The sequence below is a fragment of the Pseudoalteromonas sp. PB2-1 genome (assembly GCF_045040605.1).
GTDB classification, from domain to species: domain Bacteria; phylum Pseudomonadota; class Gammaproteobacteria; order Enterobacterales; family Alteromonadaceae; genus Pseudoalteromonas; species Pseudoalteromonas arabiensis.
In genome coordinates, this window is sequence record NZ_CP090667.1 from 3,400,932 (window position 1) to 3,423,909 (window position 22,978).

General features: G+C 41.9%; 27 protein-coding genes and 1 pseudogene. 10 read left to right on the forward strand and 18 right to left on the reverse strand.

All coding sequences use genetic code 11. The annotated features are described in order from the left end of the window. Positions 1 to 4: 4 nt before the first annotated feature. The 6 genes from L0Z67_RS15910 to L0Z67_RS15935 form a co-directional block, all read right to left on the reverse strand. A complete protein-coding gene (locus tag L0Z67_RS15910; protein ID WP_338053562.1) occupies positions 5 to 283 on the reverse strand; it encodes an STAS domain-containing protein in 279 nt (92 codons plus the stop codon). Positions 284 to 445: 162 nt separating this feature from the next. Then, positions 446 to 1,039, reverse strand: coding sequence for an SCO family protein (locus L0Z67_RS15915; protein ID WP_405128737.1), 594 nt, complete (start codon positions 1,037 to 1,039; stop codon positions 446 to 448). A 20-nt stretch (positions 1,040 to 1,059) separates the two neighbouring features. After that, positions 1,060 to 1,968, reverse strand: coding sequence for a heme o synthase (gene cyoE / locus L0Z67_RS15920; RefSeq protein WP_062568340.1), 909 nt, complete (start codon positions 1,966 to 1,968; stop codon positions 1,060 to 1,062). Positions 1,969 to 1,977: 9 nt separating this feature from the next. After that, entirely contained in the window at positions 1,978 to 2,967 is a 990-nt protein-coding gene (locus L0Z67_RS15925; RefSeq protein WP_062568341.1) for a heme A synthase, read from the reverse strand. A 19-nt stretch (positions 2,968 to 2,986) separates the two neighbouring features. Then, positions 2,987 to 3,481 carry a hypothetical protein gene (locus tag L0Z67_RS15930; RefSeq protein WP_062568342.1) on the reverse strand — a complete coding sequence of 165 codons (495 nt, stop codon included), beginning with the start codon at positions 3,479 to 3,481 and terminating at the stop codon, positions 2,987 to 2,989. Then, complete coding sequence (locus L0Z67_RS15935; RefSeq protein ID WP_193987956.1) at positions 3,462 to 4,211, reverse strand: SURF1 family protein; 750 nt, start codon at positions 4,209 to 4,211, stop codon at positions 3,462 to 3,464. The genes L0Z67_RS15930 and L0Z67_RS15935 overlap by 20 nt, the downstream gene beginning before the upstream one ends. 14 nt (positions 4,212 to 4,225) lie before the next feature. Between L0Z67_RS15935 and L0Z67_RS15940 the strand changes: the two genes are divergently transcribed. Continuing rightward, a complete protein-coding gene (locus L0Z67_RS15940; RefSeq protein ID WP_083515279.1) occupies positions 4,226 to 4,537 on the forward strand; it encodes a DUF2909 domain-containing protein in 312 nt (103 codons plus the stop codon). Here L0Z67_RS15940 and L0Z67_RS15945 read toward each other — a convergent pair. The 5 genes and pseudogenes from L0Z67_RS15945 to lexA form a co-directional block, all read right to left on the reverse strand. After that, positions 4,437 to 5,312, reverse strand: a complete 876-nt coding sequence (locus L0Z67_RS15945; protein ID WP_193987957.1) for a cytochrome c oxidase subunit 3 — start codon at positions 5,310 to 5,312, stop codon at positions 4,437 to 4,439. The genes L0Z67_RS15940 and L0Z67_RS15945 overlap by 101 nt on opposite strands. 11 nt (positions 5,313 to 5,323) lie before the next feature. Further along, the gene (locus L0Z67_RS15950) at positions 5,324 to 5,878 is read right to left on the reverse strand and encodes a cytochrome c oxidase assembly protein (RefSeq protein WP_062568345.1); all 555 of its coding nucleotides are present in this window, start codon (positions 5,876 to 5,878) and stop codon (positions 5,324 to 5,326) included. Continuing rightward, positions 5,878 to 7,469: pseudogene (ctaD, locus tag L0Z67_RS15955) on the reverse strand (cytochrome c oxidase subunit I). Before ctaD ends, L0Z67_RS15950 begins: the two are co-directional and overlap by 1 nt. Beyond that, the gene (gene coxB / locus L0Z67_RS15960) at positions 7,469 to 8,611 is read right to left on the reverse strand and encodes a cytochrome c oxidase subunit II (RefSeq protein WP_405128242.1); all 1,143 of its coding nucleotides are present in this window, start codon (positions 8,609 to 8,611) and stop codon (positions 7,469 to 7,471) included. Before coxB ends, ctaD begins: the two are co-directional and overlap by 1 nt. Positions 8,612 to 9,123: 512 nt before the next feature. After that, positions 9,124 to 9,741 (reverse strand): transcriptional repressor LexA, encoded by a 618-nt coding sequence (gene lexA, locus L0Z67_RS15965; RefSeq protein WP_405128243.1) that lies wholly within the window; start codon positions 9,739 to 9,741, stop codon positions 9,124 to 9,126. 161 nt (positions 9,742 to 9,902) lie between these two features. Between lexA and L0Z67_RS15970 the strand changes: the two genes are divergently transcribed. Next, positions 9,903 to 10,343 (forward strand): PaaI family thioesterase, encoded by a 441-nt coding sequence (locus L0Z67_RS15970; RefSeq protein WP_193987961.1) that lies wholly within the window; start codon positions 9,903 to 9,905, stop codon positions 10,341 to 10,343. A 5-nt stretch (positions 10,344 to 10,348) separates the two neighbouring features. On the opposite strand, the gene L0Z67_RS15975 is transcribed toward L0Z67_RS15970, so the two are convergent. Then, the gene (locus tag L0Z67_RS15975) at positions 10,349 to 10,729 is read right to left on the reverse strand and encodes a hypothetical protein (protein WP_062568350.1); all 381 of its coding nucleotides are present in this window, start codon (positions 10,727 to 10,729) and stop codon (positions 10,349 to 10,351) included. Between the two features lie 157 nt (positions 10,730 to 10,886). Between L0Z67_RS15975 and L0Z67_RS15980 the strand changes: the two genes are divergently transcribed. From L0Z67_RS15980 to L0Z67_RS15995, 4 genes are all read left to right on the forward strand, one after another. Next, on the forward strand, positions 10,887 to 11,606 hold the full coding sequence (locus tag L0Z67_RS15980) for a hypothetical protein (RefSeq protein ID WP_405128244.1): 720 nt from the start codon (positions 10,887 to 10,889) through the stop codon (positions 11,604 to 11,606). A gap of 150 nt (positions 11,607 to 11,756) precedes the next feature. Next, positions 11,757 to 12,395 carry an endonuclease gene (locus L0Z67_RS15985; RefSeq protein WP_062568352.1) on the forward strand — a complete coding sequence of 213 codons (639 nt, stop codon included), beginning with the start codon at positions 11,757 to 11,759 and terminating at the stop codon, positions 12,393 to 12,395. A gap of 112 nt (positions 12,396 to 12,507) precedes the next feature. Beyond that, positions 12,508 to 14,133 carry a S41 family peptidase gene (locus L0Z67_RS15990; RefSeq protein WP_405128245.1) on the forward strand — a complete coding sequence of 542 codons (1,626 nt, stop codon included), beginning with the start codon at positions 12,508 to 12,510 and terminating at the stop codon, positions 14,131 to 14,133. Next, on the forward strand, positions 14,126 to 14,500 hold the full coding sequence (locus L0Z67_RS15995) for a hypothetical protein (RefSeq protein ID WP_062568354.1): 375 nt from the start codon (positions 14,126 to 14,128) through the stop codon (positions 14,498 to 14,500). The genes L0Z67_RS15990 and L0Z67_RS15995 overlap by 8 nt, the downstream gene beginning before the upstream one ends. A 33-nt stretch (positions 14,501 to 14,533) precedes the next feature. Here the strand turns inward: L0Z67_RS15995 and hmpA are convergent, their stop codons facing one another. Both hmpA and L0Z67_RS16005 read right to left on the reverse strand, forming a co-directional pair. Beyond that, entirely contained in the window at positions 14,534 to 15,697 is a 1,164-nt protein-coding gene (gene hmpA / locus L0Z67_RS16000; protein WP_405128246.1) for an NO-inducible flavohemoprotein, read from the reverse strand. A gap of 28 nt (positions 15,698 to 15,725) precedes the next feature. Further along, positions 15,726 to 16,958, reverse strand: a complete 1,233-nt coding sequence (locus L0Z67_RS16005; protein ID WP_405128247.1) for an NnrS family protein — start codon at positions 16,956 to 16,958, stop codon at positions 15,726 to 15,728. Between L0Z67_RS16005 and L0Z67_RS16010 the strand changes: the two genes are divergently transcribed. Together L0Z67_RS16010 and norR are read left to right on the forward strand one after the other, a co-directional pair. After that, positions 16,948 to 17,082, forward strand: coding sequence for a hypothetical protein (locus L0Z67_RS16010; RefSeq protein WP_405128248.1), 135 nt, complete (start codon positions 16,948 to 16,950; stop codon positions 17,080 to 17,082). The two genes, L0Z67_RS16005 and L0Z67_RS16010, sit on opposite strands and share 11 nt — an antisense overlap. A 33-nt stretch (positions 17,083 to 17,115) precedes the next feature. Beyond that, entirely contained in the window at positions 17,116 to 18,681 is a 1,566-nt protein-coding gene (norR, locus tag L0Z67_RS16015; protein WP_193987965.1) for a nitric oxide reductase transcriptional regulator NorR, read from the forward strand. Here the strand turns inward: norR and L0Z67_RS16020 are convergent. Continuing rightward, the gene (locus L0Z67_RS16020; RefSeq protein ID WP_193987966.1) at positions 18,678 to 19,571 is read right to left on the reverse strand and encodes a LysR family transcriptional regulator; all 894 of its coding nucleotides are present in this window, start codon (positions 19,569 to 19,571) and stop codon (positions 18,678 to 18,680) included. The genes norR and L0Z67_RS16020 overlap by 4 nt on opposite strands. A 132-nt stretch (positions 19,572 to 19,703) precedes the next feature. Between L0Z67_RS16020 and L0Z67_RS16025 the strand changes: the two genes are divergently transcribed. Then, positions 19,704 to 20,273 (forward strand): NADPH-dependent FMN reductase, encoded by a 570-nt coding sequence (locus L0Z67_RS16025; protein WP_405128249.1) that lies wholly within the window; start codon positions 19,704 to 19,706, stop codon positions 20,271 to 20,273. Positions 20,274 to 20,299: 26 nt separating this feature from the next. On the opposite strand, the gene L0Z67_RS16030 is transcribed toward L0Z67_RS16025, so the two are convergent. After that, complete coding sequence (locus L0Z67_RS16030) at positions 20,300 to 20,746, reverse strand: TerB family tellurite resistance protein (RefSeq protein ID WP_062568360.1); 447 nt, start codon at positions 20,744 to 20,746, stop codon at positions 20,300 to 20,302. A gap of 135 nt (positions 20,747 to 20,881) precedes the next feature. Between L0Z67_RS16030 and L0Z67_RS16035 the strand changes: the two genes are divergently transcribed. Beyond that, positions 20,882 to 21,247, forward strand: coding sequence for a hypothetical protein (locus tag L0Z67_RS16035; RefSeq protein WP_062568361.1), 366 nt, complete (start codon positions 20,882 to 20,884; stop codon positions 21,245 to 21,247). Positions 21,248 to 21,249: 2 nt separating this feature from the next. Here L0Z67_RS16035 and L0Z67_RS16040 read toward each other — a convergent pair whose 3' ends face one another. Both L0Z67_RS16040 and L0Z67_RS16045 read right to left on the reverse strand, forming a co-directional pair. Beyond that, positions 21,250 to 21,843 carry a hypothetical protein gene (locus tag L0Z67_RS16040; protein WP_237114571.1) on the reverse strand — a complete coding sequence of 198 codons (594 nt, stop codon included), beginning with the start codon at positions 21,841 to 21,843 and terminating at the stop codon, positions 21,250 to 21,252. A gap of 92 nt (positions 21,844 to 21,935) precedes the next feature. Further along, positions 21,936 to 22,733, reverse strand: a complete 798-nt coding sequence (locus tag L0Z67_RS16045; RefSeq protein WP_405128250.1) for a hypothetical protein — start codon at positions 22,731 to 22,733, stop codon at positions 21,936 to 21,938. Positions 22,734 to 22,978 lie beyond the last annotated feature (245 nt).

The window sequence follows — 22,978 nt, forward strand, 5'->3', positions numbered from 1 at the left end:
CCTCTTAATTGGTATTTTCAAGCACAAGGTAATGACTTAATCCCAAACTATTAATTGCCTGTTGCAATGGTTCGCTTTGTCCAACCCAAATAATTTTATGCTGAACCGAAAGCAAATGTTTTTGTAATGCACACAGCAGCTGTACTGACGCAGTATCGGCTCTCGTTACTTCACTGATATCAAGACATATATCATCATTTGACGACAACTCTTGTAGTAAATCTTGGTGTAACGACTCAACCTGAGTAATTGCGAGTTCAGTAGGAAGCTTTATCATTAACACGCTCTTCACGGCTTTTAATAATTCATAACAAAAGCTTAGACTGAGTTAATAAAATTGCCATTTTTTAAATTAAAAAATAGTAATTTTTTTTAATAGCTTAGAGGAAAAATAAAAAAAGAGAGCATCTGCTCTCTTTCAAAATACTTTACTGCTCTATACAAGTTATAAAGCATAATAGTCAGCAATTTCCTTAAACTCTTGCGTTAATGTTTTGGCATTAATCAAAGGCACACTACCTTGCTTAAATTCAGGTTTAAAAATCGCTCGCACAGCCCCAACTTGATCAACCATCACCACCGAAGCACTATGGTCGACAGCATACTCTTGCTCATCGCTATCATTAATCGCATAAATTAAGCCAAGCTCCCGCACAAAGGGAAATAGCTGTTTATGCGACCCTGATACAGCTAAAAAATCAGTATTAAAATAATCAATATAAGCTTTACGTTTAGCCGTTGTATCTCGCTTTGGATCGACAGCAACAAACCACACCTGTACGTCATAATCCTTGCTTAATTGCTTTTGTACACTTGTAAGTTTTGCCAGTGTCATAGGGCAGATATCAGGACAGCTGGTGTAGCCTAAAAACAGTAAATTCCAATGCCCCTTTAACTGACTATTATCGGCAGGATTTCCATGTTGGTCGGTTAATAAAAAAGGGCTAATTGGCTTTGCCTTCTCATACACAAGCGCAGAAACATCAGGGGCAGACTTCTCACTACCGCAACCGATCATAATAAGACTAAGGCATGCCATTAGCACAGCTAAAAAATGTTTCATACAAGAAACCACTTATCAATAAATAGGGCGATAAAGAGTAGCATTAAATGTACGATTGAAAAACGAAATAAGTCCATTGCTGTACCCTCTTTAGGCGCAAACTTTAGTTTTAGCGCTTTATAAATAAAAACCGCATTTAAAGCACTTGCAGCAAATAAATAAATAATCCCCGACATACCTATTAGGTAAGGCAATACACATACTAAGGCCAATAAAATTGAATATGCCACTACACATGTTTTGCAAAACTCAATGCCGTGAGTGACAGGTAACATAGGGATTTTTGCTCGCTCGTAATCACTTTTACGCGCAATAGCCAACGCCCAGAAGTGCGGCGGCGTCCAAGTAAAAATAATCATCACTAATAACCAAGGCGCAGCTGCCATGTGCCCTGTTTCTGATACCCAGCCTAATAAAGGAGGCATCGCACCAGCAAGTCCACCGATGACAATATTTTGTGGGGTTGCTCGTTTTAAAAAAGAAGTATAGATAAAAGCATAGCCAACCAAAGCAAACAGCGTAAGCACAGCAGTTAACGTATTCGCCCAGATCATCAACATAATAAAACCAAGCACACCTATGATGGCGGCAAAACTAAGAGCATGTAGCTTACTTAAGCGGCCTTTTGCCACAGGACGATGTCGTGTGCGTGCCATTTTGCTATCAATCTCACTATCAACGACATGATTTATTACTGCCGCAGCTGCAGATAATAAACCTATGCCTAGTAGACTTGCTAATTGAACAAATACATCTCTTCCCATATCAGGGGCAAGTGCTAATCCTACCCAAGCTGTGAGTACTAACATCGCAACAACTTTAAATTTGCTTATTGCTAGATAGTCCTTCAGTAATTCAGTGATCTGCGCTGTTACTGATTTTTCAGTTGTTAAAATAAGTGCCATCCCAGCCTCCTAAGTTCTTGCTTTTAGATGAAAACAAAGTCTAACCATGCTCAAAAGCAACAACGCCGCCATTAAGTTATGAGCAAGTGCGACGCCTAATGGAAAATGCCAATGCACGACGGCAAGACCCAAGCAAATCTGGCATAACAAGGCCACCAGTACTGTTACAGTGCAGTGCTTGATCTTTCGAGAATAGGATTTCGAAAAGATTCGCCACATAATCAACGCAAGCACCACACAGGTTACCAGTGCCCATATGCGATGTAGTAAATGTATAGACATGCGTGCCTGTTGCGATAACACGCCATACTCATAGGTACTGTGCTCGAGCGGCAGCTGAAACACACTTGAGAGTGAAAATGGCTGCCCGTAACTACATAGTGGTAAACCATTACAGTGCGGGGCTGCATAATTAGCCGCAAGCCAACCGCCTAAAGCTATCTGTAATACCAACACCACTAACCCTATCAGCGCTAATCTGTAATAAGGCCTCGCCCCTGCATCACCGCCAGTAATAGGCTTAGAGGTCAGCCGCAAATATAGTAAAAATACTAAAGATAAAATGCTAAACCCACCCAATAAATGCCCCATAACAACCAAAGGTTGCAGATTCATGGTCACTGTCCACATTCCTAGAGCCGCTTGAAAAACCACCAGCAATAAAAGTGCTAGCGGTAGTTTCACTGGGGTAGTGGGGTATTGACGTTTCAGCCAAGCAAATACAAACAACGCCAATATAAATAGGCCTAATGCTCCTGCAAAATAGCGATGAATCATTTCTTTCCATGCTTTTGCTGCTTCAAACATCATATCTGGATAATTCTGCTCAACATGCAAAAGTGCAGTTTCATGCTTTGGCACAGTTAAAAACCCGTAACACCCTGGCCAATCAGGGCAACCGAGCCCTGCATCACTTAACCGCGTATATGCCCCAAGCCCCACCACTAAAACAGATAGAAAACACGTAAATAAGACTAAATATTTATAATTTTTATACATTATTGCCCCTTACCGAGTATTAACTTGAACGTGCGTAGTTGAGTAGTTTTTTTAAATCTTTCAGTAAGCCTTTTTGAATTAACCGATTCTCTTCAGGTTTGTTTTTATAGGGGTAATGCAAAACAACCAGTCCCATATGATCGACTAAATATAAGTCCCCCGCTTGAAGATCTGCGTTTTCTTCTAAATGGCGCCAATTCGCTGCTGTTTTTTGCTGCCGACTTAATACAGCAACATCCACTTTTTGCTGGTTTTTCCCTAACGCAACGTATAAGTTTTCAAGACTCGCAAGCTGCTCTTCACACCTTAATTGGCAATCATCTGGATAGTTAAGTGCAATTGTCCATTGCTTAGGGTCTCCTTGCTGCCAATCAGCGAGTTTTACTTCGGTCTTTAACAGCTCACCATGATTACTAGAGCCACTTGGCAACCACTCAAGCTTTAATGCTGCAAAGGCCAGAATAAGGGGCACAAAACAACACAGAGCAAACAAACTAAGTGGATTTATTTTCATGATGTCTCCTTCTCATCGCAAAATACGCAATAACAGCACAGGCCAAGCCAATTAGCAGCCATTGCACTGCATAGGCGTAATGTTTATCAGGACCCATCACAACACTTTTGTAATGGGGTGTCGCTAAGCCATCTGCTTCTTTACGATAACCAATAAAGGCGTGTAACGGCTGCTCTAGTTGACGACTAAAGATGGCTAAATCGACTCCCTGAATACGTTTGGGCCAGCCACTTTCTGCACCAATGTCATCCGCTAAAGTAAAGCCTTGCAGCTGACCTTGTTTTATTTGAACTGTCGCTGTAATAAGCGCACTGCTAGGCCAAGCCACTGATGGCAATTGATTACGATCAGCGGGGGCTTTGAGCCAACCAAAATTAACAATTAAAGGGGCTGTCTCTCCTTTGATGCTTACAGCTGCAAGTAAGTCATAACCTACTTGCCCTTGATATATTTGATTATCAAGTAGCCAGTAATGTTGTTTATTAACCACCCCAGAGACTTTGACCTGTAAGCCCGTTTTGTTAACACCATCGGGTAAGTTTTGCAGTGCTTGCCAATCCATAACACCTTGTTGGCTTGATACAGCGAGCTGACTTAATTGCTGCTGCTTTTGCTCGCCGCGTTGATACTGCCAAACACTTAAACGCAAACAAATCAGCACCGCAAACACCACAACGCAAATTGCGATAATTGAACTAAGCTTTTGTTTACGCCATAAAATTAACTGCATCAAGGAAACCTAAAATGATAAAAATCATCATTGTGTTGTTATTGTTATATATTGTGTTTAACCTTTTTCGAGCACTGTTTGTAATGATGTCAGCAAAACAGACCGCACGACCCATGTCACACTATTTAGGACGCAGAGTACTTTTCTCTGTTGTTGTGTTGGTGATCATTATTGCCGCAATGAAATTGGGCTTTATTCACACCAACCCATCACCTCTTCGTCACGCTACAGCACATACACAAATACAAATAAACACAGCCAAACCACATCAACAAAATGCCAATACCAAGCTGCGGCCTGAAACGCAAAATGCTTTTCACTACTAAAATGACCTTTGAATATACGCAACAGTACGACAAACAGAATGACCGTCCCCAAGGTCACGTGCATACCGTGAAAACCAGTTAATAAAAAGAACGTGTTGCCATATACACCCGCATCTAGGGTTAAACCGAGATCCTGATAAGCATGCATATATTCATATACTTGTAAGCCTAAAAAAACGACACCTAATAACACGGTTAGCGATAAGAATACTTTTAGCGCACCACGCTTATTGTTTTCCATTGCCACATGAGCAAAGTGAATAGTGACCGAGGAGGTAAGTAAAATAAGGGTATTAATTAATGGGAGCCCTTGCCAGCCCATAGCCTGTGTTGTGTCACCACTGGGGGTGGTTAAAAGAGGCCATACGGCTTCAAAGGTTGGCCAAAGTACTTCATTGGTCATGGCATTGTTACCAGCCCCACCCAACCAAGGTACAGAAATCATACGGGCATAAAAAAGTGCACCAAAGAATGCCATAAAAAACATTACTTCAGAAAATATAAACCAGCTCATGCCTTGTCGGAATGAACGGTCCATTTGTGCTGAGTAAAGCCCTTTATGCGACTCTTCAATAACGTTTCTAAACCAGCTAAAAACCATATAAATTAATATCGCAATGCCTAAATACAATACATATTGACCACTGCTGCCTTCGCCACTGACTTGCATCACAGTTAAACCAGCGCCAACAGCAATTAAAAACATCGCAATTGCACCGACAATCGGCCACGGACTTTCAGCTGGTACATAATATTTTTCGTAATTCTGACTCATTTTGTTTGCTCCTAATTAGCAATTAGCTTGGCGGCTTCATCGTTTTTAGCCACAACCTGCCCGCTAATATCAAACACGGTATAGGACAATGTCAGCTCTTCAACATCATCCGGTAGCTCAGTATCGACATAAAATAGTAAAGTAAACTCGATTTCTTCACCTGCTTTCATAGGCTGTTGATCGAAGCAAAAACAGGCAATTTTGTGTAAGTATTTAGCTGCTTTTCCTGGCGATACCGAGGGAATTGCTTGCATTATTTTGTCTGTGTTGCTGGTATTCTTAGCGCTAAACTTAACTTCACGCATAGCGCCTGGCTGCACAGCGACACTGTACTGCTGGGACTCAACTTTGAATGGTGCACCGCTTTGTGCATGTGTTGTAAAGCTTACATCTACAGAACGCTCAGTATTAACTGTGTCACTCACTACAGCCCTCTCAAGAGAAGGTTTGCCATTTAAGCCCGTAACATCACAAAACACGTCGTAAAGCGGCACCAATGCAAAAGCAAATGCAAACATACCAAGGCATGCTAGCAGGAGCTTTTTGAGCAAAGGTGCATGATTCATTACTTAATCTCCGGCGGTGTCTCAAAGGTGTGGTAAGGTGCGGGAGAATCAACTTCCCACTCTAACCCCTCTGCACCATCCCATACTTTTGCAGGCGCTTTGTCACCACCTCTGGCACATTTAAATACCACCAGCACGAACAGTAATTGTGAAAGGCCAAACGCAAACCCACCAATACTAATAATGGCGTTAAAGTCTGCAAATTGCAGAGCATAATCAGGGATACGACGTGGCATGCCCGCAAGGCCAACAAAATGCATCGGGAAAAACAGCACATTGACACTAATTAGTGATAACCAGAAATGCCATTTAGCCAAGGTTTCGTTATACATATTGCCAGTCCATTTTGGCAGCCAGTAATAGGCTCCTGCCATAATAGAGAACACTGCGCCTGTAACGAGTACATAGTGGAAGTGAGCGACCACAAAATAAGTATCATGATATTGGAAATCAGCAGGTGTGATCGCAAGCATCAAGCCAGAGAAACCTCCCAAGGTGAACAATACGATAAAAGCAATGGCAAACATCATGGGGATTTCAAAACTAATTGACCCTCGCCACATGGTAGCGACCCAGTTAAACACTTTTACGCCTGTCGGTACCGAAATCAACATCGTGGCGTACATAAAGAACAGCTCACCGGCTACCGGCATGCCTGTGGTGAACATGTGATGTGCCCATACGATAAAGCTAAGCAGCGCAATCGATGAAGTGGCATACACCATAGAGGCATAACCAAATAGCTTTTTACGTGAGAAAGTCGGCACGATAGTAGAGATAATACCGAACGCCGGCAAAATCATGATATACACCTCAGGGTGCCCAAAGAACCAAAAAATATGTTGGAACATCACAGGGTCGCCCCCCCTGCGGCATCAAAAAAGCTGGTGGCAAAGTATTTATCAGTAAGCACCATGGTCACCGCACCGGCAAGCACAGGCATCACAGCAATCAATAAGAATGCGGTGATCAACCATGTCCAAACAAACAGTGGCAGCTTCATCCATGTCATGCCTGGGGCTCTTAAGTTCACAATGGTCACGATAACGTTAATCGCCCCCATGATTGAACTAATGCCCATAATATGCACAGCGAAGACAAAGAGTGCGGTGTTATCGTTACTGTAAGTAGTCGACAGTGGCGCATAAAAAGTCCAACCGAATGCAGGGCCACCACCAGGCATCAGCAATGAAGCTAACAGGATTAAAAAGGCGAAAGGTAGAATCCAGAAACTCCAGTTATTCATCCTTGGCAAAGCCATATCAGGTGCGCCAATCATCATTGGCACCATCCAGTTGGCCAATCCAGTAAAGGCAGGCATAACAGCCCCAAACACCATGATCAAACCATGTACGGTGGTCATTTGGTTAAAAAAGTGAGGATCGACAAGTTGCAGACCTGGCTGGAAAAGCTCAGCGCGGATCACCATTGCCATCGCACCACCAATTAAAAACATGGTTAGTGAAAAAATGAGGTATAAACTGCCAATATCTTTATGGTTTGTTGTATATAACCAACGCTTGAACCCCTTAGCAGGGTGGTGGTCGTGATGCGCATGCTCAGTGGCTTGCTCATTAATAACGTTACTCATTAGTTCGCCTCCGCTGCTGCATCAATCGCTGCTTGAATTTGACTCGGCTGGATAACATCACCCGTATCATTGCCCCAAGCATTTCGTTTATACGTAATGACAGCTGCAAGCTGCTTAATTGAAAGCTGTTTATCGAATGCTTGCATTGCTGTACCAGGCTTGCCATGAAGCACAATATCAATATGATCTTTAACATCACCTAGTACAATAGGGCTGCCTTTAAGCGCAGGAAATACACCGGGTAGCCCCATACCTGTTGGTTGGTGACATGCTGCACAGCTAGCCATGTAGACTTGCTCACCGAGTGTCATTAACTCTTCTTTCGCGAGTGTTTGATCAAGTAATGCAGCATCCGCTGCTGCCGCATTCGCTTTTTCTTGTTTGGCATCAGCCAACCAAGTTGCAAACTCATCTTCAGGTAATGCTTGAACCACAACAGGCATAAAACCATGATCTTTACCACACAGTTCAGCACATTGGCCTCGGTAAACACCGGGTTCGTTAATGCGTGTCCATGCTTCATTGATAAAGCCCGGATTGGCATCTTTTTTCACCGCAAAGTCAGGAACCCACCAAGAGTGAATAACATCGTCAGAAGTCATCAAAAAGCGTACTTTTTTGTTGATAGGGAGGACCAACGGCTTATCGACTTCAAGTAAGTAATTTGCTGTCTTTTCAGCTTGGTTATCTATTTGATCTTTTGGTGTCGACAAAATCGAGTAATAGGCAATATCTTCACCCATATATTCGTAATGCCATTTCCATTGAGAACCCGTGACCTTAATGGTGATGTCTGCCTTAGAGGCATCTTCCATAGCGATTAAGGTTTTTGTGGCAGGCACAGCCATGGCAATTAAAATCACAAACGGAATGGCAGTCCAAAGAATTTCAACTTTTGTGCTTTCATGAAATTGGGCGGGCTTTGCCCCCTTTGATTTTCTATGATGTATTAAAGCCCAAAACATCAACGCAAAAACGATGACGCCGATGACACAACAGATAATAAATATCGTCATGTGTAACTCATAAACATTATTACTTATATCAGTTACCCCTTTACGCATATTAAATTGACTATTTGCCAATGCTAACTGCGGTAGAGACACTAAAATAAGCCACAAGGCATAACGCATTTTACCCATGTGACAGCTCCTTTAGATGCTATTGCAAGACGCAAAGCGAAAAGGCGTACAGCTAGGTGCCCATTCGTATTTTTATTGTTTAGAGCAAACACGTACCAACACGACAGAAATCTGATACAAGCTCATCGTTTAACACCACTGCACATTATTTTGTGTCTTTTTAGTAAAACGGTGTTAACACATTGTATTAACCAATTAGTTAAAAAATGAACAATAAGCAAGTTTTTAATCTAAGAAATGTTTATTTTGGTGCAAAAATAACAACTATAATCAGAGCGTTATTTGTAAAAAAGGGGAAGAGCAAAAACTCAAAAAGAAAGGAAAACTGCGCTATACATGGACTCCGAGCAACGCTAAGGGGTCACAAATCAATGCTAAATAGGTAAAAAGCGGCGTCGCACCAAATTAAATCAGTTTGACGCACCATTTTGAAAACATCTTACTCAGTACAAAACATTAAAACAAAAAACGAGCGCGACTGAAAACGCTAAAGTTACTTAAGTATATTAACGTTACATCCAATCAGCATTACGAATAACGCCAACTGCCAATCCTTCGATATTGAAAGATTCGTGTTCGAGGTCAACCTCAATCGGTGCAAACTCTTCATTTTCTGCATGTAGGAGGACTTTTCGACCGGCTTTTTCTAAGCGTTTTACAGTCACATCTTCATCAACACGCGCAACGACAACTTGACCATTTTCAGCCACTTGTGTTCTGTGTACTGCCAGTAAATCACCATCCATAATGCCTATATCTTTCATACTCATGCCATTAACACGTAGTAAAAAATCTGCAGCGGGTTTAAACAAAGATGGATCAACCTGACAATGACTCTCCACATGTTCCTGCGCTAAAATTGGCTCACCGGCAGCTACACGACCAATTAAAGGGAGTCCTAGTTGTTCTGGCTCATCTTCCTCAACTAACTGAATACCACGACTCGCTCCAGGCTTCATTTTTATCATGCCTTTTTTAGCCAGCGCTTTAAGATGTTCTTCAGCGGCATTGGCACTTTTAAAACCCAGCGTCTGAGCTATTTCGGCACGAGTTGGCGGCATGCCTGTATCTTTAATAAATACTTTAATAAGTTCTAATATTTGCGATTGGCGTTTCGTTAATGGGCGCATACAACTGGTTTTCCATACAGTACATTTAACTGTGAGTATATACAGTTATCTGAAAATCGCAAATTTAAATTGGCCTCCTCATTTTGCTAAAAAACTAACGTTGAACAGCACAGTTATATGCAATATGGTAGTAGCTTTAATTAGCTTGCTAAGGAAATACCATGAGCATTTGGCACCAGCCAGTCACTTTGGAGCAATGCCAGCAATTTGCACAAGGCATTACAGGTGAAGGAACTTTAATGAAAACCATGGGCATTGAAATAACCGAAATTGGTGATGACTATCTAGTTGCCACCATGCCCGCTATACCAGCCCACCATAATCCAATGGGAATGGTACACGGAGGCGCAAATGTTGTGCTAGCTGAGACTGTGGCCAGTTATGCGGCAAATTTTGTTGTTGACTTTGAAAAGTTTTATTGTGTCGGCCAAGAGATAAATGCCAATCATCTCAAAGCATCACGCAAAGGCGTACTTACAGCAATTACACGCCCTATTCATCTAGGGAAAAGGACATCGGTTTGGGAAATTAAAATTAGTAATGCGGCAGGTGAACTGTGCTGCGTATCACGTATGACCGCAGCGGTGGTAGAACGAAGATAGCGAGCTTAGCTCTGAACTGGGTAAATGGTAATTTCGATCCCTGCGCCAATGGCAGAAATACGTAATAAGGTATCTGCGTGCAGGGCTTGATTAAAACATTTTGGCGAGTCACCTGACTCAAAACCAATATCAAATGTTCGTTTTGAACACGAAAGCCACTGTTTCAATGCATTGCGTGAACATGACTCAATTAATTCGCATAATTGATTAATTGCTTTATCTGGCGTGCTAATGTCAGCTGTTGCTTCAATACGAGCAAGTTGACGATATTCATCTTTGTCATAATGTAAGACCATGGCGTTTTTCTTTAAATCAGCCACCAGTGCACTTATATCGTGTTTTGATTCAAGCTCCAAGTCTACATTTAAAAATTGAATTTCCGACATACCTTCGTTTTACCCTCTATTAATAGCGCTTGGAACTTTAACGCAGTTTTGTCTATATACCAAATCTAGAATACAGTTAATGCGACATTATGCCGCATTGGCAGCCTAGTTTAAGCTTTTACAATAGCGCCTATACAAAAATAACAAGTGGTTTTCTATGAATAAACGTATGTTCAAGTATGCCCGCAAAGTGCATAAATGGTTAGGTTACTTGCTCGCCATACAAATCTTTTTTTGGCTGCTGGGTGGCTTGGTAATGAGCGCCATTCCACTTGAAAAAGTACATGGCAAACACTTAGCTAAACGCAGCCTTAGTAATCCATTTAAAGTGCATGATTACATGGCATCAATTGATGCAATAACAACTCAGTTTGAGCAAATTAGTGATATAAAATACAGCCACTTACTCACAAAACCCACCATTGAAATTGCCACTTTAAACGGTACATTTACCTTTGATGGTATAACGGGTGAAGCAATGGCTAGGCCAAGTGAGTCTGAGATTATTGAAAATGCTAAAGCACACCTACTCATTAGTGCAAAGGCCTCTCAAGTACAGCTTTTAGCAAAAGGGCCCAGAGAAATTGCATACAAAGAGAATGTTTGGCAAGTCAGCTTTGATGATTGGCTGACAACTACCCTGTATTTAGATAGCGCTACAGGTAAGGTCATTACAGTACGCAGCACTATTTGGCGTATTTTCGACTTTTTTTGGATGTTACATATTATGGATTACGACGAGCGCGAGGACTTTAATAACCCCTTACTTATAAGCTTTGCAGCCACCAGCGTAATGTTTTGTATTTCGGGTATTTTATTATTACTACAAAACCTACGTATAAAGCGCCGTAAGCCAATTTCAACTAGCAGTAAGTAATCCTACCAGCATCGGCACCACTGTTTTGGTGCCTTGCTTATAACTTGTCGAAGTTTAAACTGCCTAGGCTGATTATCTCGATAACAATCAAACTCTTTTTCTTTTAGAGCTATCACTCTACACTAGCAAACCCTGTAGTTCACACATGTGATGGATATGCGTTTATTTTTCTCTTTACTATTTTGCCTTGGGGTTTGTTTTACTGCCTCTGCGGAGCAATTTTCTAGCTTTTCTAGTGCCAAAAAATATCTAATAAAGACCTTACCAAACGACACTAAGAGCTTATATTGTGATTGTGATATAAAACGCGAAGGTAAAAAGTTAGTGCCTGATCCAACGCGATGCGGCTACCTGCCGCGAAATGCTGTGACTCGTTCTGGCAAACAAAATATACGGGCACACCGGATTGAGTGGGAGCATATTGTGCCTGCTTGGGAGTTTGGTCATCAACTGCAGTGCTGGCAAGAAGGTGGTAGAAAAAATTGCCGAAAAGTGAGTAAAAAGTTTCGTCAAATGGAAGCTGACATAAATAACTTAGCACCAGCCATCGGTGAAATTAATGCTGATCGCTCTAACTATCGTTTTGGTATGGTAGCCAATAACATCAAACAGTACGGAGCATGTCCTGTTAAGGTTGACTTTAAACAGCGTGTTGTTGAACCACCAGTTTATGCTCGAAAGCGCATTGCAGATACTTACTTCTATATGCAAAAAACCTATGGACTCGCTATTTCAAACAAACAACAGAAGCTCTTTGAAGCATGGCAAAAACTTGAACCTGCAGACTGACAGGATGCGCTGAAAATTTATACACTTATTTACACTATTTAGATCGCCCTTTATTGTCATCGCGTATACTTACTGATACTTTTTCAACAACCGTTTACAGGAAAGTAATCTCATGTTTAAAAGTAACAAACTCGCACAGGCGACTTTTTTTATCTTTTCAAGCCTTTATTTAACGGCTTGCGGTGGGGGTAGTTCGTTAGACTCTGACACAGATACAGTAACTCCACCTCCCGCTAACTCTTCCACTGTTTGGACAGCTGGTACATTTGCGCCATCCAGCGAGTTTAAAGATCAATGCGCCGTGCCCCGCACAGGTAATGATCCATTCAATGAAAATCAGCCTTACCCCGACACTGCTGGTTCTGAGTTTACTGAAAAAATGTGGTTACGCTCATGGAGTGATGAAACATACCTTTGGTACGATGAAATCGAAGACAACAACCCTGACAACTTTAGTTCAGTTGCAGCCTACTACGATCAACTAAAAACATTTCAAACGACAGACTCAGGCGCTAACAAAGACAACTTTCATTTTAGTCAGCCAACTGAAGATTTTTTCAAAGAGTCGCAATCTGGTGTTGTATCGGGCTACGGAATCAACTGGGCGTTTCTTAGTAACACACCACCTCGAGTACTACGCATCGCCTATTTAGAGGATGGCTCACCTGCCGCCAATGCAGGTTTACAACGCGGTGATACGATTTTATCGGCGGATAATGTAAGTATCAACGACAACACCGAAGCCGGCATTGAAATTTTGAATGAAGTACTGTTCAACCCCACAGCTGGCAGCACCCATAACCTTAAACTACGAAGCAATGATGGTACTGAAAAATCAATCAATGTGGTAGCAGGTAATATTACCCAAACCCCTGTGCAAAATGTGAATACACTGATCACTGAAAATGGCACCAAAGTTGGTTATATGCAGTTTAATAGTCATATAAGCATTGCCCAACCTGAGCTTATTAATGCTGTTAATAAGTTCAAAACCGATATGATCGATGAGCTTGTAATTGACTTTAGATACAACGGTGGTGGCGTATTGGCTCTTTCTGCACAACTTGCTTATATGGTTGCAGGCCCTGCCAATAGTAGAGGTTTTGACTATTATCAAACCATTCGAAACGACAAACAACCCAATGATACGCCCTTTCCATTTATTGACTTTGAAATTGATTATTCAACGTTTCAAGCGACTAACAACACACTCCCCGATTTAAACTTATCAAAAGTGTATGTGCTTAGCACTGAAGGAACTTGCTCGGCATCAGAAGCATTTATTAATGGGCTTAAAGGCATCAACGCAGAGGTTATTCTAATTGGTGATAAGACCTGTGGTAAACCATACGGGTTTAATCCGACTCATAACTGTGCAACAACCTACTTTACTATTCAATTTTCAGGAGTGAATGAACAGGGATTCGGTGAATATTCAGATGGCTTAAGACCGACTCCGACCCCGCAATTTGACGCTGACGTGCAAGGTTGTCTGGCTGCAGACGATTTTAACCACCAGTTGGGCGATAAAAACGAAGGCTTATTATCTACAGCTCTTTTCCATATCGAAAATAACCGCTGCCCTATTTCAACTCAAACGGCAAAAATCAAACAGCCCAACATCTCAGTCAATGCGTTAGCGGATACAGGCTTACCACTCGTTCCTAAACAACCACTATATAAAGAGAATATGGACTTAACACGCCCCACACCAGCAAAAGGAGATAGCGATGAGTAAAAAATACCTCTTTATTTCATCATTGCTGATGAGTTTAACTGCGTGTCAAAGTAGCCAAGCTGAGCAGCCTCAAGATGCGACGTTAACTCGTATCAATGCTGGCGTGATTACCGAGTTACAACAAGCCATTCAGTCAGCTAAAGGAGGTGCTTTAGTGACCTTAGCTGATGATGTGTTCACTAAAAGTGCCGTGCTGTTAATTGATCATGGTACAGGTAAAGGACCTGATGGCTTGCCAATAATGGGCGCCCATTCAATTCCTTCTGAGAAGTTTGTGTTGCAAAAAGCAGGCGAGCAATGCCTGCTTTACTACCCCAAAAAAGAGCGCCGTATTCCACTTCCTAATGTAGAGTGCGAAGTTAACTAACAATCAGGCGCGGCTTAGGCTGCGCCCTTTTCGTTATAGGGTTTGGTGAGGGCCAAACACCTCATAGTGAATGCGTTCACTTGCAACCCCTAAACTTAGTAGCTGCTCTTTTATCATAGCCATAAAGGCGATTGGACCACACAGATAAAAGTCACCTTCGCCAATTGGTAAGTTATCGGTGATGTGATTAACATCCATCAAGCCCGCAAAATCTCCTCCCTTGCCATCTTTAAACCATGTAACACAATTAAAAGCAGGGTGCGCTTGCTGTTGCTTTGATAAATATTCATGAAAGGCAAATTGCGCCTCACTGTCGCATGCATGCAGGTAATGAATTGGCTGGTTATGTTGTTTGCTCAATAATGTCTCAAGCATCGCCATCATCGGTGTTTGGCCAACACCTGCTGAAATTAATACGACAGGCGAGTCGATTTCGCGAAGCACAAAGTCGCCTGCTGGAGGATAAACTTCAATTACCTCGCCTTCACGCAAGCTATGTAAATGGTAGGAGACTAAACCTTCTTGCTTTACGCTAATACGGTAGTTTTCACCATTACTTTGCTGCGAAATAGAGTATTGGCGAATTTGAGTATTATCACTGTTTTCAGGTTTAACTTTAATACCCAAATATTGCCCTGGTAAATGCGACACCACCGCTTTACCATCACAAGGAGTCAGGGTAAAACTACAAATATGCTCTGACTCGATTTGCTTGTGTGAAATAGTAAATAAACGTGTACCAAACCAACCTCCTTGGGCTTGCTTGGTTTTGTTGTATAATGCCATTTCTTCTGTAATACAGACATCTGCAAGCAGTGCATACGCTTCTCGCCATGCGTATTCAACCTCTGGAGTAAACTGCTCAGGCAGCAATTCCTTAAGTGTTGCAATTAAGTGACCACCTACAATCGGATAGTGCTCAGGCAAAATGTGATAACTAGTATGCTTATGATTTATACGTGCTAAGGCATCTTTCAAAACAGCAAGGTTATCAATATTCGCAGCATAGGCAGCTAACGCATTAAACAACGCAAATTGCTGATGCCCTGATTGCTGATGGCTCATATTAAAAATGTTTTTTAACTCGGGATTATAACTAAACATACGATCATAAAAGTATTCAGTAACCTGAGGGCCTGCCTCTGCTAGCAATGGCACTGTACTTTTAACAATCTCGATCGTTTTTTCAGACAACATATCATTTCCTCTATTTTAAAGGGAGTAATTAACCCACGCGACCATCTACACGACGTTTCACTAAAATGGGCGCACAATGAAATAAGAACAATAAAAAACCAGCTATCCACAGCATTGCACTCAGCTGCCACGCCAAGTGGTGCCCTATTACAGATATAAGCAGAGCGCGTATAATCCCAGCAACGGCAATACACACAAATGCTAGGGTAATGATAAATGGCACTTTTAGGGGTCGGCCGGTATGACCATGAGACACACGCACCATCATAGCTAAGATCATTAAGCCAATCGTACCTACAGTGATAAAATGCAGCGCATCTTTAAATAAAATGAACGAACTATAGGAGCTCAGTGCAATTAAGAGTAAACCTATACTCAAAGCCCAATATGAAAGGTGTAGTGACCATAACAGAGGCACTTTTAGTATCCCCTTGTGCCACCACGCAACACAGCGATAAAAATGTAAACAAGCAAGCCAAGCAAAAACCCAGCCTACGCTCATTTGATTAAAGAATAATTGACTAAAAAAGAACCAAGCAATAGCAAATAAAGAGCTTACCACTACCAGTTTATCAAGCCTTGGTAGACGAACTTGCTCGGTAAGATTCAATCCTCGCGCAGTGAAAAATGGCACAACACGCCCTGCAACAATACCAACCAATAAAGTCATCACAATCACGGCGGTATCCACAACACTGAGCGCAAAGAGCATTTTTTCAGCAACCACCAATGCTAAAAAAATCATATTAAGAGTACATAGCATGGAGGCAATAACAATAAACACGTAATTCTGCTTACTACTTGCTTTGAGCAACATATTACTCAGGGTAATGATGCCGGCTAACCACCATATAAGCTGAAACACTCCCACTACATATAAATTAAAATTCGCTGTTATTATGGCAGGTAAAAAGAAACTCAAACGTGCTAATAACCACACACCAGTCATTAGACAAAGCTTGCTGCCACTGACACTCGGTACGCCAGTCCACGTTTGCGCCGCGGTCAGTAAAAACCCCATAGCAACAACACCTGAAAAACCAAATAGCATTTCGTGGGCATGCCAAAGCGTAGCTGGTACAGTTAAATGCCAGTTGGCATAACCACTTAACATGAGTAACCAGTAACTCATAGAGCCCACGGCTAATACACCGGCAACCAAAAAGTAAGGCCTAAACGCTAATGCCCAAATAGGCCATTCACTGACTTGATGAGCCTTTACTTTTTTTGGCATTGGCTCTGTTAAATTAATGACTTTCATTACCACCCTCACTGATATCATTGCCATTGTTATTGCACACACCTTGCCAAAATTAAAAGCCATTAATTTTCAATTAGATAAGAAAATGGACATTGAAGAAAAAGTCAAAATGACTCACCATTAATAACATCAAAAAACACAATAAGGTCAATATGACATGGCGAGTAAAAAGACTATGCTCGATATTGCAATCGCACTGGCAAGAGTAAGCCCTGAATATACAAACTTTAATTATTTACTGGATTGCATAAACGAGTGGATAGCCTGTGATGCGCTCGCACTACTTCTTAACAAAGGAGATGTGTTAAAACCGGTTGCCTTACAAGGCTTATCACATGACACGTTAGGCAGACGCTTTAAAATCGACGAACATCCACGTTTATATGAGATATGCCAAGCAACTCAGCCATTAAAATTTGCCAAAGAATGTGGGTTACCAGACCCTTATGATGGTTTACTTAAGCGCAAACATGGTGATTTTCCCGTACACGCCTGCATGGGTATTCCACTGTATAGCAGTCACCAAAAAAACCCGAATTTACTGGCTGTCATTACATTTGACAGCTTGGATGAATATGCATTTGATGACTTAGACTCGGCAGAGTTAAAACAACTAATGCAGCTCATTTCTGCACATGTTGAAAGTGTATTAACCTTGCAACACTATCAGCATCATGCGCAGCATAACTATCAGCTTGCACAACAGCTTAACCTTGCGGCTCTTACCAGAGAAGGAGTCGAGATCATAGGTAATAGCCATGCAATACAAGCACTAAAAAATGACATTCAATTGGTCGCAGCATCCGAATTTAGTGTGTTGATCCAAGGTGAAACGGGCGTGGGTAAAGAGCTGGTTGCCCGCAATATTCACTTAAATTCAAAACGCCGCGAGCAGCCTCTTATTCATCTCAACTGTGCTTCATTACCAGAGAATTTAGCTGAGAGCGAGTTTTTCGGCCACAGTAAAGGCGCCTTTACGGGTGCACATACAGCTCGTCAGGGAAAGTTTCAACTCGCCGATGGCGGCACGCTGTTTTTAGACGAGATTGGCGAGTTACCCCTTGCGATGCAAAGTAAACTACTACGCGTATTGCAAAGTGGTGAAATACAAACTGTGGGTGAAGATCAGACTCATTATGTCGATGTACGGGTTATTGCTGCAACAAACCGTGATTTAAAACAAGAAGTTGCAGAGGGGCGTTTTCGAGCAGATCTGTTTCATAGACTGAGTGTTTACCCGCTGAATGTGCCAGCGCTGAGGGCCCGTGATAACGATGTTATTTTACTTGCTGGCTTTTTCGTGGAGCAAACTGCACGTAAGCTTGCGATAAAACAACTAAAGCTAAGTGTAGACACCCAAGTATTATTGCGTCAATACGATTGGCCTGGCAACGTCAGAGAACTTGAACACGTCATTAGTCGCGCAGCATTAAAAGCAAAGCAACAACAGTGGCAGCAGGATATTATTACTATAGAGCCTGCGCATTGTAATATTGAGCAGCTATCAAATAAGGAGAGCTATACAGCAGTAGAGCACAAGAATGCGCTACCAGAACTGTCGCTAAAAGAGGCCACTGAAGCATTCAACTACCAACTAATTATGCAGCAACTTGAGCGGCATAATCTAAATTGGGCAGCCACAGCACGCACCCTTAAAGTGGATAGAGCCAATCTAGTGCGACTCGCGAAACGCTTAGGTATCAGTGTTAAAAAGTCACTCTAGCTTGTTAGCTTTTTAAAGTAAGCTTTTAGTAACTGACTAAAAGCTTGCACTTTAGCAGTACGGTGCACCAAATGATGTGTCACCAGCCAAAGGTCTGTTGGCCAAGCAAGTTCTTTTGCTAATACTGGCACTAAATCAGGATACTGCTGTGCCACTTCGTGCTGCAAGCCACCAATACCAAGTCCCCTAACAATAGCGCGGGTTGCTTCTGATGTTTCTGATACTCTAAGTTTGATTTGTGCTGGTGCTATGTGCTCATCGACCCAAGCAAAATAAGGTACTTTTCCATTATATCCTGCCACTCCAGATACAAAACTATGTTGCTCTAACTGCTGAATACTCTTTGGCATACCATATTTTTCAATATAGCTTTTTGAGGCATAAAACCCAGACGATAACTCCGCTAAATGCTGGGCAATATAATCGCCTTCATCAGGGCGCGGACCCGCTCTAACAGCAATATGTGCTTGACCATGGTCGAGTCGTAGACGATTTTGGTCAAGAATAACCTCAAGCTGCACTTGTGGGTGTAAACTTTGGAACTGCTCACAAACATCACTGAGCACATCAATAAAACCACTCACCGTGGTTAATAATAAGCTGCCTCGTAACTGGCTGTCAGCAGCAATAATATCGTTATGGAGCTTTTCAAGTTCTGCATTAATCGATTTAGCCGTGGCAAACAACTTAGCGCCAATTTCTGTCACTGTATAACCACGGGCATGGCGGTGAAATAACCGTGCATCAAGGTTATCTTCTAAATTGTTGATTCTTCTTAGTACTGTGCTGTGATGAACACCCAAGGACTCCGCGGCAGCCGTTAAAGTACCTAGTCTAGCTACTTCATAAGCGACCTTAACATCTTGCCAATCATCAAATTGAATTGCCATAACAGCTCCACATGTGCATTTACGCACATAAGTTTTGCGTTTATTTAGCTTTTCTGCAAGCTATTTTTTGCTACAGTGAGCATATCAACAGTGGTTATATCAACAACAGTGAAGCTTAAAAAGGAGCCCCTCATGACAGCGCCAAAAATTATTGCCCTCGCAGGCAGCCTACGTAAAGACAGCTTTAACCAAAAACTAATTAATGAGGCAGCACGCTTCGCCCTCGAAAGTGGTGCAGAAGTAGAAGTCATTAAGTTAAGCGATTTAGACCTACCGTTATTTGATGAAGATATTGAAGCGCAAGGCACACCCGCTGGGGCACAATTATTAAAAGATAAACTTCGTGCAGCAGACGGCATTCTGCTGGCAAGCCCCGAATATAATGGCTCAATTACGGCACCACTTAAAAACGCTATCGATTGGGCATCTCGCACTGAGCAAGGCGCGGTACCAGCATTTCGTAATAAAGTAACCGCGCTCTATGCTTCTTCACCAGGCGGTTTAGGCGGCTTACGTGGTTTAAACCACGTGCGTGATATTTTATCAGGTATTGGCAGCTTAGTACTTGCGGATCAGTTAGCTGTGTCTGCTATCCACACTAAATTAGATGAACAGGGCCGCATTAATGATGCTGATACAGCGGAACAAGTTGCCAGCCTAGCTCAACAACTTGTTAGTGTGGCAAGTAAATTAAATAAGTAAGTAAGCCTGATTTAATTTAATAGCCCTTAGCTGAGTTTTGTCGCTGCCAGTTTCGCAGCGATAAAATCTTCATGAGTCACATATAAGAGGCTAGCGACACGGCGAATCACAACCTCTTCATGTTTATCTAATTCACCATCAGCATAGGCTAAACGCCATAACAGCTCGATAATATCAATACGCTGCTCAGCACTACACTGTGCATTTATTTGTTTAGAAAACTGAAAATAATCAATCGCTTCATCTAAATTTTTAGAGGCGCTATCAATGAGCTCCTGAACCTCATCGTCTGTTAAAGAAAAATATTTCTTTAAGGTGTCATTCAGTGTTTGTTGCTCATCATCTTGTAATTCACTGTCAGCGCGCATAACCTCGATTAATAAAGCGGCAACCGCTGTTTTTAGGTCATGCTCACTAATATTAGATTGAGTATCGTCCATCGCTGAAAATAGCTGTTTTATTTTATTGAGCATCACATTTTACCTTTTGAGTGTTAGACTAGGTATAAGATATAAACTAACGTTACCCTAGTTTGACTGTCGAAGCTAATTCATGGTTCAACAACACGCGCTAGAATTATTGCATCAATCACATGGAGTTAGGTGTTTATGAACAAACCCCGTTCGATATTCGCATTATCAATCAGCGCCCTTTTACTTACCGCTGGCTTTTCCCCTGCATACGCTGAAGAAACCGAAACAGAAAAACTTTTCGACTTTGATGAAGAAGTCCACTACTACCAAACTAAATTAGCCGATGGCCGCTACCACCTCGAAATTCAGTCTGATGACTACAAGCACTTTCGCAATCAAAGCGTATTTTTGCTGCGCCATGCCAGCCGTTTATGTAGAGACAAACCGTTTATGTTAAGAGTGACTGATGGTGTACAGGAGTATGAACGCTTTCCCACTAAACCACGCCCCTACCAACCACCTTTAACGGTTGTTTTACAATGCGAGGATGACGCTAAATAGCGCTAGTCTTCATACCCCCACGGAGCACTTGGTGGTGTAATTGGCTTTGTTAAATCAAAATCAACGCGAAACTCACGCCCTTCTCTCACTAAACGATACGTAAATTGCTTGGGGTAAATATACATTTGCCACGTATTGCCCATTGATTGTGGAATACCTTGGCTCACAAACAACTGTTTTGAATATTGATCAGCCGGGAACGACTGTGCATTAGCAAAACCCGCATCAAGGGTATGGCCCCCATACATGGTTGATTTATCATCGCTGCCATCTTTATGGCGATGGTCATGCTTTAAACTCAAACCACTGCCCGTTTTTGTGATGATCCATGTACGAGATGCATCGTCACCCACATGAAATGGCACTTGTAACTCACGCTCGTTACAACGACGTACATGCATCACTAACTTTTTACCCGCAAATGAACTGGGGCCTGTCGCGTTATCAACGCTCACTTTACCTTCGTAAGCTTTGCCACAATGGGCTGCAATATTATCAAAAAAGCCATCATGGCTTGGAATTGACACTAACGGTGCAGGACGCGCAGCCGCTACTGATGATGCCGTCATGAGCACCGATGCCACTAAGTATTTCATGGTGTGTTCCTAAAATAAAAATATTAACCCTAGCCTAGCGATTTAAAGCTAATAAAGAAAACAATCACGATAAACTGCTTGTCTAAAAATAGTTACGATGGGTTTGTAGCTAGTTGTATGTCATGTTCAGCGCGCGATTTCATGAGTTTCAGAAGAGCTTTGTGAAAATCCTGAAAGATCACCTCTCCCCACACTCGTGAATAAATGCCAAAATTAGTGTTATCAAGTACAGTCGTTTTTAGGCTCAACAGCGTTTGATTCTTACCACTTGCAACTAATTCATAACCGCCATGTAACGGCGAAAAATATTCACCACCTAATTTCACATGCTGATCCAGCGCCTTATCAGGAATTAAGTCTGGGTCTATATCAAACTTATAAAGCATTTTCTCATTCGGCTGCCACTCAGTTATCACTTCTTTAAATACTACATTTTTCTGCCAGTGACTGGTTCTTATTGCACCGACTCCATCACCACTCATATCAGCTCGAATTGGCCTTGGAATACCAATTAAATGCGAAAATGAGCTCGGATACTCGCCCTCGTGAATTTGGCTAACATTAGCCAATTGTTGCCACACAACGTCAACAGGCGCATTTATAACAATCGTATTTTTAACTTCGTAAGTTTTCGATAGGTGTAAAAAGTTGAACTCTAAAGGAGAAAGAATTAACGGCAGCAATGCTACCGACATCACCGCTTTGTTGCTTTTCTTTGCCCAAAGTCGATGACAGAGCCCTGCTAACATACCGCCAATACTAGCAAAAAACATAAATGCAGGGAGTGCCATTGCAACGCAGATGCTGCCCTCTAAAAGAGTAATAACACTCACAAATAAGAAGATAAAAATAGGCTGCCAAGCGATCACTGCCATTCTTCCGTATGTCATCACAGGCAGCTGATTGTATTCAAAATGTACCCGTATAAACCCAATAGCAACAGGCACTAAAAACATAAACGAAATAGTAACAAGGCTACCGAAATTAAACGTTCCGCTAACTTCAAGAAAAATGCGTATGCAGATGCCGTAAAGAAGACCCATCAAGATGCCGATAGATTTAGGAGAAAGAGGCCACATAGTTATTTGTTGTTTTCGTTATTTTACCAACCAAATTAACAACTTTCTTTTTTAGA

What these genes read in the sequence shown, in the direction of transcription:
- L0Z67_RS15915 (WP_405128737.1), bottom strand. Translation starts at nt 1,039, where the DNA reads ATGGCATGCCTTAGTCTTATTATGATCGGTTGCGGTAGTGAGAAGTCT.
- L0Z67_RS16030 (WP_062568360.1), bottom strand. Translation starts at nt 20,746, where the DNA reads ATGCTCAATAAAATAAAACAGCTATTTTCAGCGATGGACGATACTCAA.
- L0Z67_RS15930 (WP_062568342.1), bottom strand. Translation starts at nt 3,481, where the DNA reads ATGAAAATAAATCCACTTAGTTTGTTTGCTCTGTGTTGTTTTGTGCCC.
- L0Z67_RS15975 (WP_062568350.1), bottom strand. Translation starts at nt 10,729, where the DNA reads ATGTCGGAAATTCAATTTTTAAATGTAGACTTGGAGCTTGAATCAAAA.
- cyoE (WP_062568340.1), bottom strand. Translation starts at nt 1,968, where the DNA reads ATGGCACTTATTTTAACAACTGAAAAATCAGTAACAGCGCAGATCACT.
- L0Z67_RS15940 (WP_083515279.1), top strand. Translation starts at nt 4,226, where the DNA reads ATGATAAAAATCATCATTGTGTTGTTATTGTTATATATTGTGTTTAAC.
- L0Z67_RS15950 (WP_062568345.1), bottom strand. Translation starts at nt 5,878, where the DNA reads ATGAATCATGCACCTTTGCTCAAAAAGCTCCTGCTAGCATGCCTTGGT.
- L0Z67_RS16010 (WP_405128248.1), top strand. Translation starts at nt 16,948, where the DNA reads ATGACTTTCATTACCACCCTCACTGATATCATTGCCATTGTTATTGCA.
- L0Z67_RS15970 (WP_193987961.1), top strand. Translation starts at nt 9,903, where the DNA reads ATGAGCATTTGGCACCAGCCAGTCACTTTGGAGCAATGCCAGCAATTT.
- L0Z67_RS15990 (WP_405128245.1), top strand. Translation starts at nt 12,508, where the DNA reads ATGTTTAAAAGTAACAAACTCGCACAGGCGACTTTTTTTATCTTTTCA.
- L0Z67_RS16005 (WP_405128247.1), bottom strand. Translation starts at nt 16,958, where the DNA reads ATGAAAGTCATTAATTTAACAGAGCCAATGCCAAAAAAAGTAAAGGCT.
- L0Z67_RS15985 (WP_062568352.1), top strand. Translation starts at nt 11,757, where the DNA reads ATGGATATGCGTTTATTTTTCTCTTTACTATTTTGCCTTGGGGTTTGT.
- L0Z67_RS15995 (WP_062568354.1), top strand. Translation starts at nt 14,126, where the DNA reads ATGAGTAAAAAATACCTCTTTATTTCATCATTGCTGATGAGTTTAACT.
- L0Z67_RS16035 (WP_062568361.1), top strand. Translation starts at nt 20,882, where the DNA reads ATGAACAAACCCCGTTCGATATTCGCATTATCAATCAGCGCCCTTTTA.
- L0Z67_RS15935 (WP_193987956.1), bottom strand. Translation starts at nt 4,211, where the DNA reads ATGCAGTTAATTTTATGGCGTAAACAAAAGCTTAGTTCAATTATCGCA.
- L0Z67_RS16040 (WP_237114571.1), bottom strand. Translation starts at nt 21,843, where the DNA reads ATGAAATACTTAGTGGCATCGGTGCTCATGACGGCATCATCAGTAGCG.
- norR (WP_193987965.1), top strand. Translation starts at nt 17,116, where the DNA reads ATGGCGAGTAAAAAGACTATGCTCGATATTGCAATCGCACTGGCAAGA.
- hmpA (WP_405128246.1), bottom strand. Translation starts at nt 15,697, where the DNA reads ATGTTGTCTGAAAAAACGATCGAGATTGTTAAAAGTACAGTGCCATTG.
- lexA (WP_405128243.1), bottom strand. Translation starts at nt 9,741, where the DNA reads ATGCGCCCATTAACGAAACGCCAATCGCAAATATTAGAACTTATTAAA.
- L0Z67_RS16025 (WP_405128249.1), top strand. Translation starts at nt 19,704, where the DNA reads ATGACAGCGCCAAAAATTATTGCCCTCGCAGGCAGCCTACGTAAAGAC.
- L0Z67_RS15945 (WP_193987957.1), bottom strand. Translation starts at nt 5,312, where the DNA reads ATGAGTCAGAATTACGAAAAATATTATGTACCAGCTGAAAGTCCGTGG.
- coxB (WP_405128242.1), bottom strand. Translation starts at nt 8,611, where the DNA reads ATGGGTAAAATGCGTTATGCCTTGTGGCTTATTTTAGTGTCTCTACCG.
- L0Z67_RS16045 (WP_405128250.1), bottom strand. Translation starts at nt 22,733, where the DNA reads ATGACATACGGAAGAATGGCAGTGATCGCTTGGCAGCCTATTTTTATC.
- L0Z67_RS15925 (WP_062568341.1), bottom strand. Translation starts at nt 2,967, where the DNA reads ATGTATAAAAATTATAAATATTTAGTCTTATTTACGTGTTTTCTATCT.
- L0Z67_RS15980 (WP_405128244.1), top strand. Translation starts at nt 10,887, where the DNA reads ATGAATAAACGTATGTTCAAGTATGCCCGCAAAGTGCATAAATGGTTA.
- L0Z67_RS16020 (WP_193987966.1), bottom strand. Translation starts at nt 19,571, where the DNA reads ATGGCAATTCAATTTGATGATTGGCAAGATGTTAAGGTCGCTTATGAA.